This window comes from Enterobacter cloacae complex sp. (assembly GCF_900322725.1).
Lineage (GTDB): Bacteria > Pseudomonadota > Gammaproteobacteria > Enterobacterales > Enterobacteriaceae > Enterobacter > Enterobacter quasihormaechei.
Genome location: NZ_LT991959.1, coordinates 1 through 18,006 on the forward strand (window position 1 = coordinate 1; position 18,006 = coordinate 18,006).

Annotated in this window: 11 protein-coding genes and 4 pseudogenes; 8 read left to right on the forward strand and 7 right to left on the reverse strand. The window is 42.8% G+C overall.

The window, feature by feature from the left end:
* Positions 1-978: RepB family plasmid replication initiator protein (locus tag DBR02_RS25245; RefSeq protein ID WP_254058673.1), on the forward strand; the 978-nt coding region annotated here is incomplete at its 5' end.
* A gap of 303 nt (positions 979-1,281) precedes the next feature.
* Here DBR02_RS25245 and DBR02_RS27065 read toward each other — a convergent pair.
* Positions 1,282-1,625: pseudogene (locus tag DBR02_RS27065) on the reverse strand (tyrosine-type recombinase/integrase); the annotation flags it as partial.
* A gap of 236 nt (positions 1,626-1,861) precedes the next feature.
* Here DBR02_RS27065 and DBR02_RS25255 point away from each other — a divergent pair.
* Both DBR02_RS25255 and DBR02_RS25260 read left to right on the forward strand, forming a co-directional pair.
* A pseudogene (locus DBR02_RS25255) lies at positions 1,862-2,111 on the forward strand (type II toxin-antitoxin system Phd/YefM family antitoxin).
* Positions 2,108-2,415, forward strand: a pseudogene (locus DBR02_RS25260) (type II toxin-antitoxin system RelE family toxin). The pseudogenes DBR02_RS25255 and DBR02_RS25260 overlap by 4 nt, the downstream one beginning before the upstream one ends.
* A 1,135-nt stretch (positions 2,416-3,550) precedes the next feature.
* Here the strand turns inward: DBR02_RS25260 and DBR02_RS25270 are convergent.
* The 4 genes and pseudogenes from DBR02_RS25270 to DBR02_RS25290 form a co-directional block, all read right to left on the reverse strand.
* Positions 3,551-4,465, reverse strand: a complete 915-nt coding sequence (locus DBR02_RS25270; RefSeq protein WP_107535695.1) for a hypothetical protein — start codon at positions 4,463-4,465, stop codon at positions 3,551-3,553.
* 44 nt (positions 4,466-4,509) lie between these two features.
* The gene (locus tag DBR02_RS26845; RefSeq protein ID WP_233157832.1) at positions 4,510-5,127 is read right to left on the reverse strand and encodes a hypothetical protein; all 618 of its coding nucleotides are present in this window, start codon (positions 5,125-5,127) and stop codon (positions 4,510-4,512) included.
* Between the two features lie 70 nt (positions 5,128-5,197).
* Positions 5,198-5,683 carry an ImmA/IrrE family metallo-endopeptidase gene (locus tag DBR02_RS25285; protein ID WP_107535697.1) on the reverse strand — a complete coding sequence of 162 codons (486 nt, stop codon included), beginning with the start codon at positions 5,681-5,683 and terminating at the stop codon, positions 5,198-5,200.
* 546 nt (positions 5,684-6,229) lie between these two features.
* Positions 6,230-7,377 (reverse strand): annotated as a pseudogene (locus DBR02_RS25290) (IS3 family transposase).
* A 221-nt stretch (positions 7,378-7,598) separates the two neighbouring features.
* Here DBR02_RS25290 and DBR02_RS25295 point away from each other — a divergent pair.
* Both DBR02_RS25295 and DBR02_RS25300 read left to right on the forward strand, forming a co-directional pair.
* A complete protein-coding gene (locus DBR02_RS25295; RefSeq protein WP_107535698.1) occupies positions 7,599-11,462 on the forward strand; it encodes a DUF4365 domain-containing protein in 3,864 nt (1,287 codons plus the stop codon).
* 182 nt (positions 11,463-11,644) lie between these two features.
* Positions 11,645-12,634, forward strand: a complete 990-nt coding sequence (locus DBR02_RS25300; protein ID WP_107535699.1) for a tyrosine-type recombinase/integrase — start codon at positions 11,645-11,647, stop codon at positions 12,632-12,634.
* 190 nt (positions 12,635-12,824) lie between these two features.
* On the opposite strand, the gene relE is transcribed toward DBR02_RS25300, so the two are convergent.
* Both relE and relB read right to left on the reverse strand, forming a co-directional pair.
* Entirely contained in the window at positions 12,825-13,112 is a 288-nt protein-coding gene (gene relE / locus DBR02_RS25305; protein ID WP_107535700.1) for a type II toxin-antitoxin system mRNA interferase RelE, read from the reverse strand.
* Positions 13,112-13,351, reverse strand: a complete 240-nt coding sequence (relB, locus tag DBR02_RS25310) for a type II toxin-antitoxin system antitoxin RelB (protein ID WP_000534858.1) — start codon at positions 13,349-13,351, stop codon at positions 13,112-13,114. Before relB ends, relE begins: the two co-directional genes overlap by 1 nt.
* A 1,157-nt stretch (positions 13,352-14,508) precedes the next feature.
* Between relB and DBR02_RS25320 the strand changes: the two genes are divergently transcribed.
* The 3 genes from DBR02_RS25320 (at position 14,509) to DBR02_RS25330 (ending at position 17,730) form a co-directional block, all read left to right on the forward strand.
* The gene (locus tag DBR02_RS25320; protein WP_004118277.1) at positions 14,509-15,090 is read left to right on the forward strand and encodes a hypothetical protein; all 582 of its coding nucleotides are present in this window, start codon (positions 14,509-14,511) and stop codon (positions 15,088-15,090) included.
* A 147-nt stretch (positions 15,091-15,237) separates the two neighbouring features.
* The gene (locus DBR02_RS25325) at positions 15,238-16,269 is read left to right on the forward strand and encodes an Abi family protein (protein WP_004118274.1); all 1,032 of its coding nucleotides are present in this window, start codon (positions 15,238-15,240) and stop codon (positions 16,267-16,269) included.
* Positions 16,270-16,821: 552 nt separating this feature from the next.
* Positions 16,822-17,730, forward strand: a complete 909-nt coding sequence (locus tag DBR02_RS25330) for an HNH endonuclease (protein ID WP_107535757.1) — start codon at positions 16,822-16,824, stop codon at positions 17,728-17,730.
* Positions 17,731-18,006 lie beyond the last annotated feature (276 nt).

Below are 18,006 nucleotides of genomic sequence, written 5' to 3' on the forward strand. Positions count from 1 at the left end.
GTGGATAAATCCTCCGGTGAAGTCGTAACCCTGACGCCTAATGCCAGTAATACAGTGCAACCTGTGGCATTGATGAGGCTTGGAGTGTTTGTTCCTACGCTTAAATCGCTGAAAAACAGCAAAAAAAACACACTTTCCCGTACTGATGCTACGGAAGAACTAACGCGCCTGTCTCTCGCCAGAGCTGAAGGATTTGATAAGGTGGAGATCACTGGTCCCCGCCTGGACATGGATAATGACTTTAAGACTTGGGTAGGGGTGATTCATTCCTTTGCCCGTCATAAAGTTATCGGTGATAAAGTTGAACTGCCGTTTGTCGAGTTCGCAAAACTATGCGGGATCCCTTCAAGTCAGTCTTCACGCAGGCTCCGGGAGCGTATCAGCCCTTCGCTTAAACGAATTGCGGGTACCGTTATCTCGTTTTCACGCACTAATGAAAAGCACACCAAAGAGTACATCACACATCTGGTGCAGTCTGCTTACTACGATACTGAGAAAGATATCGTCCAGTTGCAGGCTGACCCACGCCTGTTTGAGCTTTATCAGTTCGACCGTAAAGTACTTTTGCAGCTGAAAGCCATCAATGCTCTGAAGCGCAGGGAGTCCGCGCAGGCTTTATATACTTTTATAGAGAGCCTGCCACGGGATCCTGCGCCAATATCTCTTGCACGTCTTCGGGCACGACTGAACCTGAAGTCCCCTATATTCTCGCAGAACCAGACGGTAAGGCGTGCTATGGAGCAGCTCCGGGAGATTGGCTATCTGGATTACACTGAGATCCAGCGGGGACGTACAAAACTCTTCTGCATTCACTATCGCAGGCCCAAATTACAGCCACCTCATGATGCAAGCGCAGAGAACCCGAAGCTGCCTGCCACACCTGGTGATGTCAGTCCAGAGATGGCTGAGAAACTGGCCCTACTCGCGAAGCTGGGCATCACTCTTGATGACCTGGAAAAACTCTTCAAAACTCGCTGAATATAAGCTGTAGTAAGAAATGCACCACAGTTTACTTACTACAGCTTATATTTATGTCTCTGACGAGTGATTTACTCACTACAGCTTATATAGTTAGTAGTGAGAACGACCCATGCTGAAAAACGTGTTCTTCGCTGATGAACTGCTCCTTGAGAACAGGTTTCTGCTACCGTAGCTCTTCGCTCCAGTCTTAACTGACTCACGTAATTCGCCAACTTCTCACTACAGCTTATGTTACTCACTGCATTTTATTTCAGTAAGTATTACTCACCACAGCTTATATAAACTATGGTGAGTAGTTTGTCACTTTAGTGGGGTAATTGACCGGAGGAATTGCGCTGCATCATGCCCGTCCACGGTGAACGGTACAGCCAGCGTTGCCCCATATCCGATGCAAACACTGGCTATAAACTTCAATCAAACGTGGATCCTTGTGGCCAGCAAAGGCCTGAATGACCACCTCGGCTGGCGGTGGTAGTGTATGTGCATGATATAGATGTGCCGGAAAATATGGAGAGTCACCAGAAATGAGGTATGTACTCCATCAGCCTTGGCTCGCTAAACAGCCTGCTTCAGCCAGTTATGCATGTTCAATCGCTGACAACCCACTGCGCTTCGTGCTGGCGGAGATGTGTGGTCATCGTCCATCTTTATGTCTGCCTGACATAGCTTATGTTGCCTGACGGTCTCCTGGAAGAGCTTCGGCCCGTCACAACGAGGTAGATTCCATTGTGAATGGTATCCCTTCCTCTTGTGCGTACCTCGCTTGCCTTCTGGACATAAAGATTATTCTTCCCATATGCACCAAAATCGAAAAAGACTTGTTAGCAGGTCTTATTGGAATTATTTTTAAGACTGATTAAACAGTCTTAAAAGGTGGCCTATGCCAAATATCATTCTCAGCGACACAAGCGCCAGTGTCAGTGAACTCAAAAAAAACCAATGGCGACACTCAGCGCCGGTGATGACTATCCAGTCGCCATCCTGAACCGCAATCAGTCTACTTTTATTGTGTTACGGCAGAACTGTACGAAAAAATGCTTGATGCGCTGGACGATCAGGAACTGGTGAAACTGGTAGCCGAACGCAGCAACCAGCAGTTGCATGATGTAAACCTGGATAGTTATCTATGACTTACACTGTCAAATTCAGGGATGATGCGCTAAAAGAGTGGCATAAACTGGATAAAGCTATTCAACAGCAGTTTGCAAAAAAATAAAGAAATGCTGTGATAATCCTCATATTCCTTCAGCAAAACTGCGCGGGATAAAAGACTGATAAAAAATAAAACTACGTGCGTCCGGTTTTCGTCCGGTCTATCAGGTGATTGTTAATCAGTTAATTACCGCTGTAGTTGCTGAGGGTAAACGTGAACGTAGTGATGTTTACACTCTGGCGAGTGAGCGAATGAGATGGCCAAAATGTCGAAGATATTAAGTGCTGCCATAAAATGGTTAGAAGAACTTCTGAACACGTCAGCGGAGTTGTTATGGTGTAGAATAATGAAGCTTATGGCTGGAAAGATAAACTTCGTAATCCAAAACATGAACTGCCCGGTTCGTATGCCATTGATAATGAGAATCACATCTTCATCGCCACCGGAGATAATGATTACAGTGGGACAAAATGCTGCGTAGTATCAGAAGCATAACAGCCTGAATAGTCAGGTAATTTTGTCTAGTTCTGCTGGCTGCGCAGGATCTCTCCTGGAATGATTTTTTGTTTTATGCAGTTAAATTTTAAGTGTAGACATAGTTGCTTATTATCTAATTATAAAAAACAACTAAGGTCGCGCCATCGGCCTTTCTTACACGATGCATTTAATCTCTTCGGCAGCAAGACACACTGGTTAACCTGTCCAGATGCTAGCTAAGGTAATAAGACTTATAAAAGTAATTTCCAAATAAGTTAAAATAAGATAAATATCTTATCCACATAACACAGAAACTTATAAATCAGTTTGAAGAGAAATAAATTTCTCGCCAGTTATAATCTGCCTCACTGATATCTGTAGCGAGCGTCTGTATCTTTCTATGCCCATCAGGCACCTCTTATATAAAACTTTTTCTCATTTCGAAAGTGACATTATCATATTATTGGATCTAGTCACTGTATATGTGGATAACGTTTTGAATTATCTGAAAGTTGAACAATGCGCAGAACATACCTAAGCGTGCCAATTTAAACATGGCTGAAACGAGAGCGATTAACTTAAGTTATACGACTACTAATAAGCGATATCCGTCGAATTGATGATTTAGAGATCCGTAGAGTTACGCAATGGAGCTGTTGCAAACTTCAGGCTATACGCAGAAATGGGAGGCTCATATACCCAGTATTTGTTGTCCATCGGCAATGCAAAGCTTAGCAGCCAATGGTTAACGGTAGATGGCTACACGGGGACGAGCTGCCGATGAGGCGAATTGCGGTATCATGGATCCTATTAAAGGTAAGATACCCACCGAAAAGCGGATCAAATTCGCGTTTTCACAGCTAAACTCGTAAGTGCTGGTAGCAAGGCTATGTTACCAAAAATTCAAACCTTGCACCGGCTGGGATTTAAGAGACGCAGCTATAACTTCATAGGGTTCGTTATAAATTTATTGCTTAACTCAACAATGTCAGTAAGTTTTACATTGATATATTTCAAAAATATGAGTATTTCATCACGACTTAAAAACTTATAATTTGTTGTTATGTTTGCAGGTGTTGCATGTAGCATTCTGCTGGTAAAGCTATAAATGTAATCATATTCAAAAAAGTGATTTGTTTCTATGGCTTTTTGTTTCCAGTTCCAATTTTTAATAATTTTCAATATGTCTTGCTGAACTGCACTCTTGTAGCTGTCATATTCACGTTCAACTTCTGCCAATGAGGATGTAACTTCTGGGAGTTGATTCTTTTGAATTAAAAACGACTGAAAAGCATAACCATTTGTACGTGCTTGTTCTGCATGTATAGAAAATTTACGTGCAGCTTTACTATCAATAATATTGAAAGTATCAGTGGTTAATTTTGCTGCCATTGCTTCTTGTAACTTTGGTTCTTCAACTTTTAATAACTCAAGCAGTTTGGCATCATGTAACACTTTTTCCTCTAAATCCAATGCCTTTAGAAATTCAACTTCTCTATCCAATTGTTCTTTAAGACTTTTCCAATATGAAACTTGGTCTCTTAGTAGCTGCCCATAGTATGCCAAGCCATAACGTGGATCTTGCTCAATAAGAGTCAATCTGATGTTTAACTCAAAAAGATATCTTGTAGTTGATACCAAACCAAATGTTTCGATAGAATTGAAATTCATTTCAATCATCGAAATAAGTTTATCTAAAGAATCTTGAAATGCATAATGGCACCAATGATTTTGATTTAATAACTCAAAAGTGATTTGTGCACTATGAAATTTAAATATATCATGTGTTTGTTTTATATCAGTACTTTTGTTTTTAATCTCTTGAACTAGTTGCACTAAGTTAGATTCGGCCATTAACACACCTCATGAAACCCCGCCGAAGCGGGGGAGTTTGTATTTTATTTAGAAAACTTATCTTTAAGATATGACGCTATACCCGAAATTAATTCGCTCAGGGGAGTAGCCAATTCTAAAGAGGTCTGGTTTGACTCATCTTTAGATGTGTTATCAGTTGGATGGCGGAATGCTGATTTCAGCAAAGTGAGTATGAGCGTTAAGCCTACACCCAAAATGAACGCCACTAGCATTATCAGGGAGCTAGCGGAAAGCCAATCAGCATTGAGGTTGGCGACAGCCTCAGTTATTCCTCTTGAAGGCCCTGGGACACATTTTACTGGGATGACGCAATGCGAAACATCAGGTGAAGTTGAAGTGAGCGCGGTAACAATATTTTGCTTGGCAAGCAGTAGCCCATCTCCAACTTTCAAGGCAAAGAAAAGCCCACAACATAAGAAGAAAACGGCAAAGAACATCATGACTGCAAACAAGCAGTAACGCATTACTCGACGTTCTAAATCATTCCTTTCCTCTTGCCGCAGATATTCATCTGAAGGTGGGGAGGGGGAAGTCGGAACAACTGCTTTCTCTTCTTCTTTATCTGCTGGTTTTGTTGGAGATGGTTGCGGCTCCTGCGCCCCTGGCGCTGAGTAATCAAAGGGATCGGTTGGACCAGGCATAAAAAAATCACCATCATTTATAAGTTTATGATGGTGATTTATAACACTAAATCATTAAAGTGGGAAAAGATTAGTGAGTTAGTCCAATCTCTCTCAGTCTCCATTGCATAGCAGCTTCAGAGACGTTGAAAATTTTAGCCAGACCAAGAGCTGTGGTTACGCCTTTACGCGTAATGTAGAACCGTATCGCCTGTTCCGGCATCAACAATTGAGCAGCAAACTTGTTGGCATGGATTTCACGAATATCCATTGTACCGCTTGAGTAGTTCTCAACGATGTCGCGATGCTTTTCACCGTCTTGGGTATGGCCAAGAATATGGTGGGCTAACTCATGCGCGATGGTGAAGCGCTGACGATTAGGATGGTCTTTAGGGTTAAAGTAGATACGCGGTACTTCATTTTTAAGCACAGCAATACCACTGAACCCGGAGTTATCGAACTCAGAGTCCTCAATTGCTTCTACACGGGCACCCCATGCTTCAGCGATTTTCTGGGGATCTACTGGCAGCAGGCGATCCCAATAACGATTGAGCACAGATTCAACTGCGTTGTTCATGGTTGCCTCCTACGTTTAGCGGGTTTCAGAAAACGTGGTTACTTCAAAATGAAGAACACCACCGTTCAATTCTATTAGAAAGCAATATTAACATAATCAGTTACTACAATCTGTAGTTTTTTTTCTTTACAATTTAAGCCTTTGTCAAGACCTATGCTCTAAATATAGGCGAAAAAACGCTGATTGCAGGTCTTATGTTGTTGGCTGGTCTTCAGCATTTGATCCCTTTCGTCACTATAGGCGCGATCCAACTGCCTTAACCTGAGGGTGTCCATAGCATCCTTCAACCATCCTGTATGCGGCTCATTGCAGAAAAAGCCTCATAGGGCGCTTTAAAATCTATGTGCGCAGGATTATGCCTGAACGTCTTTGTAAGCACGATATAGACACTGGAAAAGATACGAGTCTGGGAACTGGATTAAGAGATTAGCGCCCTCCAAACAAAAAAACGCCGAAATGCGGTCTTATCATGCTGATCGGATTCGCGGTCTTCTCAGCTAAACTCGAAAGTGCTGGTAGTAGGACTACTGAATCGCCACGGATAATCTAGACACTTCTGAGCCGTTGATAATATAGGTTTTCATATTCAGCCGGTGGCATCTGCTCGCTCGAACCATGCCAACGCTTACTGTTATAAAACATTTCAATATAATCAAAAATATCGCTTCTGGCTTCGTCTCTCGTTCCGTAGATCCTTTTCTTAATCCGTTCGCGTTTCAGTAGCTGGAAAAAGCTTTTCGCAACCGCGTTGTCGTGGCAGTTACCGCGACGACTCATGCTGCCTTCCAGACCGTATGATTTCAGGAACGACTGCCTCTCATGGCTCGTGTACTGACTGCCCTGATCAGAGTGAACCAGTACCTGCTTTTGAGGATTACGCCTCCACACCGCCATAAGTAATGCGTTCAGGACAATCTCTTTTGTCATGCGGGGTTGCATTGACCAGCCGATAATTTTTCGGGAGAACAGGTCAACCACCACGGCCAGATACAGCCAGCCTTCGTGGGTTCAGATGTGGGTTATATCCGTCACCCAACTAACATCCGGCGAGTCCGGATTGAACTGCCGCTGGAGCCTGTTGGGTGCAACGATGCTGGCTTCGCCTTTACGTGCCCGTGGGTCATGGTACCCAACCTGAGCTTTTATTCCGGCACACTTCATCAGTCCCCAGACTCGTTTCACTCCGCACTGCTGCCCGGTATCACGCAGATCGAGATGGATCTTGCGATTGCCATAGACGCAGCCAGACTCAAGCCAGAACTGTTTGATCTGCCCGGTCAACATCTGGTCTGCCTGGTGACGCTGTGAATATGGCTGCTGAAGCCAGCCGTAAAAGCCACTGGGATAAACATCCAGCACCCGACAGAGCAAACGAACAGACCAGCAACAGCAGTTGTCGCGGATAAAGGCGTACCTCAGTCGGACAGCTTTGCGAAGTACGCCGCGGCTTTTTTTAATATGTCCCGTTCGTCGGTAACCCGCTTCAGCTCATTTTGGAGGCGGCGGATCTCTGCCTGAGCATCTGACTGTTCATTATGAGTGGAAGAATCCGGACCGTACTTTTTTATCCAGGCGTAAAGGCTGTGGGAGGTGACATCGAGACGTGTTGCAACGCTGGAAACAGAATGACCACGATCAACAACCTGTTTGACTGCTTCAATTTTAAACTCTTCAGGATAACGCTTACCGCTCATGGGCACCTCTCTTTAAGTCATCTTAAATGACTCCGAGGTGTCTGTTAAACCTGTAGCGTTTCACATACTTGACATAAGTCTAAAATATAAAAAATCAAATAAAATACATATAATAGATAAATCGCGTAACTAGAACTTAATCACTGTACGTACTCCATTCATAATGGCCGCAGTATGTATGATTAGTTACTAACTAAAAGTAAGCGTTATGAGGATTACGAATGTCTCAACTTCCAAATGATAGCTATAGCCAAGAAATTGGTCGATTGGCACAAAGAGCCCTAGTAACTAAAATGCCACGCGCATGGATAGAGACGGCGATGTCTGGCGATTCGGATTATGGAATTGATTATCAAATACAACTAAAAAATTCGTTAGACCAAGTTGAATATAATTTCTACCTACAGCTAAAAGGAACGACAGAGCCATCATTAAATCTTGATGGAACCCTTAGCTATGCATTTAAATGCTCTACTTTAAATTATTATCATTCCCAAGATTCCTTGGTTATGGTCGCAATTGTTAATTTAAAAGATAATATCGATCAGCTTCATGAATGCCCCATATATTACTTATGGCTTGATGATGTATGGTTCAATGAGCACAACCTAAAGTTGCAGACACAAGATTCAATTACATTGCGAATACCAACGAATCAGTTGATAACTACTAAGTTGGATATATATCAATTTCATAGAATTAGGTTCGAAGAAAGAATGGCTTTAACAGACTTAAGTCGTGAAATTAAGCCATATACAGATGATGTGGTCAGTACAATTAGTAACATTGCAAATAGTATAACTGATAAACCGTTTTATTTGAAAGCTATTGAGCATAACGGCGATGAACCTTGGATAGAAAATCCTGAGGGCTACTACCCAACAGAACTTAAAATCATAGAAAATCACATTAAGATTAATAAACTCAAACCTGCTAGCGATGTAATCTCAAATCTTGAGAAGAAAATTGATAAAATGAATCCGCACGAGGTAGCAGAGTTATGGTATCAGAAAGCAAACTTAATGGTACTTTTAGATAATATCAATGAATCTCGAGAATTATACAGGGCTGCGTCTAAAGCATCAGATAAGGTAAGATATTTAATAGGTGAATTGGAATCAGACCTAAGATATGATTTTTACAGTCAAGCACCAATAATCTTGGAAAAATTAAAAAACTACGATGATAGCGATAAGAGAATTTTATTTATCAAGGTAAAATGTATGGCGCTTCTCGGCTGTGCACAGGATGCAATAGAATTAATAAACGAAAAGCACCCAGAATATATTGCAGCTAAATTAGTGGTATACACTATAATCGATGACACCGATGGTTTGGATAAACTCATTGACTCAATTGATATAGATTCGTTAAAAACCACACGAGAAAAGCTCGCTATCCATTTCATTGCTGGTCGAAGAGCATATTTTAAAGCAAACAATGAAAACATTGAATATGATACAGTTATACCTATCCACGGTCTTCCGAACGCAAATTTAACACACCTAATGCAATCCTATGAACATTATAAATCAGCATGGATTTTAACAGAAGAGCTTGGCTACCCACAAGATTTTACTTTATTACTAGATATTAGTCCTTTAGCTTTTAGTTTTTTTAATAATATGTCAGAGCTCTTTAGACATTTTGACAATATCCTAAGAGAAAGACCTCAACATGCTGAAGTTGTCTATATTTATACCCGTCTGTTGTTCAATCTACAAAATTACCAAAAAGTAATTTTATTATTGGAAAATAAAAAGTGTGAACTTGATTTGGACGATCAAGTGTTACTGTTTTTATCTTATTATAATACCAATAAACTTTCCAAAGCATTATCCGTTTTCAAAGCAATGGATAAGGATATTTTGAATTCAGCTTTGATAAATAAGACAACACTTTTTTGCATAGCTTCAAAAGTTGCGAGAGAATTGTTTGAAATTTCTCTTTCTGAACACTATATGTCCCAAGTAAAGTTATTCCCAGATGCAGACATTGTAATTGCATTCTCTGATTTTTTAGACGAAATAGAACAAAATAAAAATGACATTAGAACAAGTTTAAATGCACTATATGCAAAATACATTAGCTTGGGCAGACCCCTTTATCTTGCTGAGCAGTTGATGAATCATCTTCAGATGAAAGATTTGGATGAAGCAGAGAAAATAATCGATGTTGCATCAAAGATTTTAGAATATCATGGTTTAAGTGAAAAAGATAATTTTCAATACGCTAATGCAATGATAGCTAAGGGTTTTTACAGCAAAGCTCTTGAACTTATTGACACATCTGTCCAGAAGGAACAGATTGATCCAAATTGGCATTTTCTCAAAGCTTTAGCTCTTCATTATAACGGCGAGTCTGGCTTGGCCATCGATAGTATTCGTCTTGCTTTGGATAGTTCACAATTATCCGATGAAACTCTCAAGTTTTACATTCAGTTATGTAATAAATTTGGCATGACAAATGAAGTTGAAAAGATAGTTATTGAATTAATATCCAAAACCACGGAATCTAATATAAAAGTTCAATTTTTAGTTCAGTTATTTCATCTTTATAGTAAGGATGACATTTATAAGGATAAACGACTACCAGTACTAAGACAGATTGCACGCCATGTTAACCAAGATGATCCTGACGAAGAAGGAAACTTTCTCATGCTAGTCTTAACATCTGAAAAAAATGATGATGAGGTTGAGTTTTCGGAGTGGCGAAAACGGTTATTAACCTATACTGAGAAATTTCCAGATTCCACTCGTTTAAGAAGAGCTATAGTGAATCCTGAAGGTCCAGCAGAAGAGTTTGTTGAATCGCTCAATAAATTGACTGGAGTTACTCCTGAACAGATTGAAATATGGAATAAAAACAAGCAGGAAATCCGTAACGGATCACTGAAAGTGCCTTTTGCTTTGCTGGGATACTTTCTTTCAGAAACGCGTGATATATTTACATCTTGGCTGTTATCTCAATCAGAACCAGATGAAAACATCGAGTTTAAAATACGCCATTCTAGTTTTTGCCCTCAGGATCTTTTTAATAAATACTTTGATGAAAGGTCGTCGTGTATTTTGGAGGAAACAACTCTATTAATATTATCTGAATTAGACGTTCTAACTGATTTTTTAAGTTTAGTTGATAAGTTTTCAATTTTGAGTTCAGTTTTTAATAATATCAGTATGTACGCGCAAAGTTTCATACATCATGATAAATCTCGTATAGCCATGAAAATCCTGTCAGCTATAAATAGCCACCGGGATAAACTGAAAATAATAGATGATAACAAAGATAATATAATTGAATCTTATACCTTATCCGTTAATGTAAGTAATGACTTTTTCATTTCTGATGATTTCTACATGCAAAGCTTTATTCTTTCCTCGACAAATAATAAAACACCGGTTAATAGTATTAATATTTTACTTTTTCTTATGGACAGAGGGAAGTTGAATCATGCTGATGTATGCCATCTTGTTGCCAAGTTTTGTTCTCTCGGTATATATCAACCCAATATGAGCACTCAGTTATTATCTGAAGTATATCAACATTTCTTTAATCTAAGCAAAGGTGATAATATCTTAGGAACCGATTTCATTAAAATATTCTCAAGTATTTTTTTATCATTACGCCCAACACATGAAGCAGCATCTTTACTTCTTCGCATGTTGTTCAACGCGTCTTCATTTGCGCGAACGTTACCAACTTCTAATGTACTACTAATGCTATTACGTACCTTTATTGAGGTACATCCTTTTACTACCACAGAGCGTTTCTTAACGCTTTGGTTTATACAACAATGCACATATAATACCGTTGCAGTTGATATACAAAACGCACATGAATCATTGGTAAATAATTCTTCAACCTATGATCTTTATAAAGAATCAATGTGCAGTATCTCATCTGACTTTCAAGATGAAGAGTACCTATTAACATTTATCATTGATGCCCTAAGGAGCGTTGAACGAGACAAACGTCCACAGCTATTCTCTGCTATAAAAGAATGCTTCACCCCGCTAACCCATACAGCCCTTACCTTAGAGGCCAAATACCAGTCCATGCTTTTTAATGACCAATATATTTCTTGATACTTAAAACAGTACCAACTTAACAAAATCCCTTAAGTTGGTACGTTTAATAATGTTAAATTTCTACTTATTAAAATGTACGTTTGAAAAAGTAGACTACCTGCGGTACGCTCTGACAGTACCGTTTACCCCGATTTTTCACACAGCGCGCCGGACGGTTTCCGGCCTGGCCGGAGCCCCTGATGACATTGCTGCCTGATGATGAGCCGGAGCTGATCCTGTCACCGGCGCGCATTCCGCCCGGTGAGGATTTCCTGCCTGCGCTGTCCGCCAGTGATGCGCCGGTCAGTCCCGCTCGGGCCTACCTGCTCTCGCTGAATTCTCCCCGCAGCCGGCAGACCATGGCTTCATTTCTCGGCATCGTTGCCGACATGCTCGGAGCCGCCTCTGTGGATACCTGTAGCTGGGGCAGCCTGCGTCGCCATCACGTGATGGCCGTGACCGAGCTGCTGCGTGACACCGGCCGGGCCACGGCGACGGTCAACACCTATCTCTCGGCACTGAAGGGGGTGGCGAAGGAAGCCTGGATGCTCAGGCTGATGGACGTCGAAAGCTTCCAGCACATCCGGGCGATGCGCAACCTGCGCGGCAGCAGACTACCCCGAGGTCGGGCCCTGCCACCGGAAGAAATCCGGGCCCTGTTTGAAGCCTGCGAGACTGATAAATCCAGTCTCGGAGTCCGCGATGCGGCGATGCTTGCCGTCCTTCTCGGCTGTGGCCTGCGTCGGTCGGAGGCCGTGGGACTGGATTTGCATGACGTGGTTACAGAAGAGCGGGCGCTACGGGTGTTAGGGAAAGGCAATAAGGAAAGGCTGTCCTATATGCCGGCTGGGACCTGGCAACGTCTGTTGTTATGGATTGACCAGGTCCGGGGCGAGCATCCGGGTCCGCTGTTTACCCGCATCCGGCGCTTTGACGCCCTGACGAATGACCGACTGACTGACCAGGCGGTTTATCATATTCTGCAGGTGCGCCAGCGCCAGGCCGGTATAGAGAAATGTGCCCCACATGACCTGCGTCGAACCTTTGCCACGGCCATGCTGGATAATGGTGAGGATTTAATAACAGTAAAGGATGCGATGGGTCACGCCAGCGTCACCACCACCCAGCAGTACGATCGCCGCGGGGAAGCACGCCTGCGAACGGCACGCGATCGTCTTAATTTGCTCTAGTCCCGCAGCCTGAATTTAGCTGATGATTGATGGCCGAGAGAATGATGACAGAGTCACGCACGTGAGTTTAGCAATCAGATTGAGGTAGTTCTTAGTCACAATGCTGTCCATTTTATGCTCTAGATTCCGGATGTCAGCGTAAAGTAGAAGTGGCACCTTTACTGCGATACAAAAGATGTCCTGCTTTGTTTTAAAGAATGCGTTTGACCGCTTCGCTATAAACTTCCGAGCGCTCTCTTTTACCAACAGAAATCACGAAGACGATTACCTTCTCGTCTATGACTTGATATACAAGACGATAGCCTGAAGACCGGAGCTTGATCTTGTAACAGTCAGGCATACCACGAAGCTTGTTCGCTTCTATACGAGGTGACTCAAGTACTTCAGCTAGCTTCTTTTTCAACTGTTCTCGCACCGTTGAGCCCAGCTTTCGCCATTCCTTGAGAGCTCGCTCGTCAAAATCCAGAAAATACGTCATCAGAGCTCATCCAGTGTTACACGTACTGGCTTAGGATTGCGAAGACGTTCTTTAACTATCTCCACGAGTTCAGCATCTTCATCACTAAGGAGTGTCTGTTTGAACGGCAAGCGTTCATTGTCTGCGATATATTCAAGCATGAGACGAAGCGCTTCAGAGGGAGTAACACCCATTTTTTCAAGCGCAGCGTAGGAACGAGCTTTAAGTTCATCGTCAATACGCAAGTTAATGCTACCCATTTCTTATTCCTCTTGTAATTACAGATGTCATTACAATTATCGCACTACAACATACTTAGGGCAAGCCACGAAGAAAGTCAGAAAACTAGTTGTAAAGAGACTGATCATAGTCCTCTTTGTGCCAGAAGCGGATGTTGCTAACGACTCAGTGTTCTTACAACAAAATACACCGGAACTGGAAAATTATTAGTGCCAAAGCTGGCGCTGTCCTTCACCACCTTCACGCCATCGGTCGCAATAAACCAGTCAGCCATGTTTGTTCCTTTATTGAAAAATCCCGTCACCGGTTAACTGAAGAGACACAATCTCGCCACGGCCTCATCCCTTTGAGTCAGGTCGATGCCCATATTTCCTTAAAACCAGAATTGCGTGACGGCGCGACCGGCCTGTGCAGTATGGTCCATCCGTAACAGCCTGTGGAAGCCTGAGCTTCCAGGCAACCATATGACCATTTTCGCTGAGAAGGAATAATTGCTGAAGATTATTGTCACCATCTGTAATCAGCATCTGCAATCAAGAGGTCACTTTTTTGCCCTCATCGATGAGTCCATCGATCACGTCCTCATAACGCAACTTTTCCTTGTCAAACTTATAATTTTTAAAAGTAATTATAACGCGCAGCACAATCCACTGCGCACAACCCCGCGTCTGTCACCCGGATGATTTTCCAATACTGTTATCATTATCCGGCTGATAATCAGTAACCATATAACCACGCAATTAAATTATCGGATGGCTGTTTCATGGTGATCCGACTTTTCGGCTATTTCACGGTTTCCGGAAGTAGACCATGCACATGAAATAAACAACGCGGCGTTTTCCGGTGTGCAGCACCGGAGAGGAAGGGGAAAGGTAAGACACAACGTATGGTGTGTAACCCAGGAGAAAATCGACACTGACCACAGAATATGGCCTATGGCGGCCGCTGCGCGCCGGTGGGAAGGAAGAAGATCCGGAACTAGCTTTTTTCGGATCTCAGCGTCGACGGAAAGCAACGCCGTTTACACCTGATTAAAATATGCCACCAACAGCACCACAACACTAAAACTGCAAACATTGTTGATATCTGCAATTATATGGAATAGTTTAAATGCAACAGAATAAATCTGTGGTGATTACTGTCGATTTTGGTAAATCCTTCCCCTCTGGAGACACACATGGCTGAACAGAACGAAAATACTGAAAAAGGATTCACCCGCACACTGACCGTGCGGAACATGCCTCTTGATGTGGATATTGAGATCACGGAACAGGCGAAGGCGGCCGGCAAGTCAAAAAGCGATTTTGTTAAAGAATTCCTTTCAGCATCCTTCGGAGATCTGATCGGTAACTTTATGCGCGGGAATGGCCTGGTGGCGCTGATGGACAAAGACGTGGCCACAATGATGAACGCAGGCCTCGCCGATTACTGGTATGACAGTGCCCAGACGCTGGCCGAGAACCGGACCTGGTGTCGCTTGCTGGGCATTTATAAAGAAGAAGATCTGCAGCAGATCATGCGTAACGGCGTTCCCCTGCTTGAACTGCGCGCCGCGCAGCTGCCTGACATCACGCATATCCCGCATGGCACCTCACTGGCGTTTGCCCTCTTCATCGAGGCCGCGCGTCGTGATTTGCCGACATTAATCAAGGTGCATAAAGAACTGTTCTTCCTGCAGAAAGAAGGGGATTTTCTGGACATGGTCGATCAGATACGGCAAGCGCTGCGCCTGCCGCCCACGGAACGGCCGGTTTTCTGACGTTCTGGAACGAGAAAAGCCACCGCGAGGGTGGCTTTTCCGAACTACTTTTTCCGCGAGAGACCTCCTGAGGAGGCGACTCCGCCTTGATGGAACTATTAAGCCAGATACACGCCACGTATGTCAAACATTTTCAGGACCTGATTCATGACGGCACAACATTACATCACCACAGCAAGGCTGGATATCTACAGAAAGCACCTTAAGGTTAAACCCGCTCAGGTTATGGCAGCATATCACTGGAACAAAGCACTGGCTGGCGCATTGCTTCCTGCTATGCAGTGTCTTGAAGTCACTCTTCGCAATGCCATCAACACAGCCATACAGTCTTTTCCACCTGCTGGGGCCAAAGGCCTCTGGGATACCAACACTAACTGGGTGACCAGCCTACCGAAATACATGGGCGATAACCGAGTCAAGCCTTCCGAACGCTACAAGCGAGCACGAAATCCTAAAGATCGTCAGGATGCGGCAGGCTATTTACTGGATAAGTGGGGGAACAGACTCCTGGCAAGAACACTGATTGAAGAAAATTTAGTAGACCAGGCCAAAAGCCAGATAAGTAAGGAAGGAAAAAAACCTACACCTGACCGGATCATAGCCGGACTGACGTTTGGATTCTGGACCACCCTTTTGACGGACCCATATGAAGATCCCCACGGGGACCGGTTGCTCTGGCCGACTCTGACCTCGCAGGTATTTCCGAATGCCCCCGCAGGGTATTCACGACGTGATATCTGCGCTGCCTTCTTTCAGATAAAAGAACTGAGAAACCGTCTGTCACATCATGAGGCCGTATGGAAATTTCATCAAAAAAATCCGGCCACCGGTAAGACAGACTACTCCAAACCGGTATACGGAACACAGGCAAGCTGCAGCTTGTTGAGGAAACATTATGACGACATCATTGAGATGGTTGGCTGGATGAGCACTGAACGAAAAGACAATTTCCTGAATCATTCTGCCAATCTGCGATTCTATGCCCTGTGCTCTGTGGACGGGCTGAACAGCTATATTGCCCCGGAAAAAATCAAGGAACAAATTGAGGTTTCAAACGATGATAATGAAGACATTAACAGATTAATCAACGTCCTCGGAAAAAATGAATTCATACGGCTTGTGAAGGAGGAGCAAACGATACTCACCATCGGCACTGACAACTCCTTTTCCCTTCTCTGATCGCTGCGTTCTCTTTCCCCTACAAACCCGGAGTCCTTCCGGGTTTGAAGGTTTTCGGATCCCGGATGACAAAACGCATGATATTTCCTGTAAATGCAATTATTCATAACATTTATATTCATATATGTTAAAAGTGCGAAATTAGCATCAGTTGTTGGTTATTATTAAGATTTCAGCAACAAACCGTATCCCACCCGCTTCGTTAAAAAAACCGAAGGTCATCAGAAGCGCTCACTGATCGTTCCGGGCTGAGACGGTGGCAGCGTCACGGGTAATGTCTCTATTTTATTGGTCGTGAGGAAGGCCGGATAATGGCCAAACTAAGAAGCCATAGCATTGGGGGCAGCCTGCTGATCTGGTATGATCGAGCAGAGGCTCATCTCAATGAGCAATCCCCGCAACAAATTTTTTCGGGGTGCAACAGACCCTTTAGTGTCCAGGCCTGAAAAAAAAGAAAGCACGGTCTCTGAGAGACTACGGTCCTTACGCAACCATACCGGTTAGCAAGCTTTATATTTTCATTATGACTATCTGTATAACAGGGGAATGAATGTGATTAAAAAAATATGCGAAGTGATTGATGGAGAGTATGTCTGTGACATTGATATCAGTGTGGAAGAATGGAAAACTTTATTAACAAATGATAAAGTTTTTGACACAAAAAGTATTGCAGCGTTAAAAAAATGGTTTATTGAGCCAAATCATTCCTGCACATGCTTCGATATTGGTAAGAAGTACGACCTGCACAGCATGAGTGCTAATGGAGTCATAAACGGACTGGGTGGCAGAGTTCAAAAAGAACTTGGTAGATTCGAGGTTAAAGGTGTCGGAAATATCGCATCCGGTACAAAATTCATTACCGTAATGAAGAGTAAAGAAATCGGCGGAAAACCCAAAAGAAACTTATGGACAATTCGTGAGGAACTTGTTCAGGCAATTAACGAACTGGATTTTTTTGGTACAACAGAAATGGCCAGCAGTGAGTATTACTCTGACGATGAGTTGATCAATGCCATAGAGAAAAGTAATATCTTTGACAACGTTCAGACGTTTGAATATACAGGGGAAGCCAAACCAAAGAAAAATGCAATAGAAGTAAAAAATGGCCTCTCGTATCCCAGGAGTAAAGGCGTATCCCAAAATGCGCTGAATAAAGCAGGTTACAGATGTGAAGTCGATAGTGACCACCCAACATTCAGAAGGCGAAATTCATCCTTAAATTACACAGAACCTCATCACATTGTACCTATGTCCAGGCAAGATGCTTTTGACACATATCTTGATGTTGAAGAAAATATCATATCTCTGTGTTGCAATTGCCATAAACAAATTCACCTTGGTCAGGGTTATGAAGATATGCTGAAAGAAATATACACTGCGCGAAAAAGGTTATTAAAAAAAGTTGGTATTGATATATCACTGGAAAACTTGATTCTTTATTACAAAATGGAAAGTAAGTGAGATTCAAACGAGAGTGATACCTTCGTTTTATTGGTCGGGATGAACAGCAGATGATGTTTCCGGCAAGTATCGGATCCAGAAACTTTCTGTTAAAAAAGAGGTAAAAGTAGTCTTGAGCCCTGACTGCGAATTGCCATTGCGCATGACCAGAGAACAGGACGAACCCCTGCCAAACCAAGGCATGAGAAACGCTTTTAAAACATAGACTTAATTAAAATAAGCAATTCCCATCGAAATAATAAGCAAGCAGAATTGGCTCAGGTGAATTTCACTCGG

Coding starts and splice junctions, on each gene's coding strand:
- DBR02_RS25295 (WP_107535698.1), top strand. CDS start 7,599: ATGTCTCAACTTCCAAATGATAGCTATAGCCAAGAAATTGGTCGATTG.
- relB (WP_000534858.1), bottom strand. CDS start 13,351: ATGGGTAGCATTAACTTGCGTATTGACGATGAACTTAAAGCTCGTTCC.
- DBR02_RS25285 (WP_107535697.1), bottom strand. CDS start 5,683: ATGAACAACGCAGTTGAATCTGTGCTCAATCGTTATTGGGATCGCCTG.
- DBR02_RS26845 (WP_233157832.1), bottom strand. CDS start 5,127: ATGCCTGGTCCAACCGATCCCTTTGATTACTCAGCGCCAGGGGCGCAG.
- DBR02_RS25325 (WP_004118274.1), top strand. CDS start 15,238: ATGACGGCACAACATTACATCACCACAGCAAGGCTGGATATCTACAGA.
- DBR02_RS25270 (WP_107535695.1), bottom strand. CDS start 4,465: ATGGCCGAATCTAACTTAGTGCAACTAGTTCAAGAGATTAAAAACAAA.
- DBR02_RS25300 (WP_107535699.1), top strand. CDS start 11,645: ATGACATTGCTGCCTGATGATGAGCCGGAGCTGATCCTGTCACCGGCG.
- relE (WP_107535700.1), bottom strand. CDS start 13,112: ATGACGTATTTTCTGGATTTTGACGAGCGAGCTCTCAAGGAATGGCGA.
- DBR02_RS25320 (WP_004118277.1), top strand. CDS start 14,509: ATGGCTGAACAGAACGAAAATACTGAAAAAGGATTCACCCGCACACTG.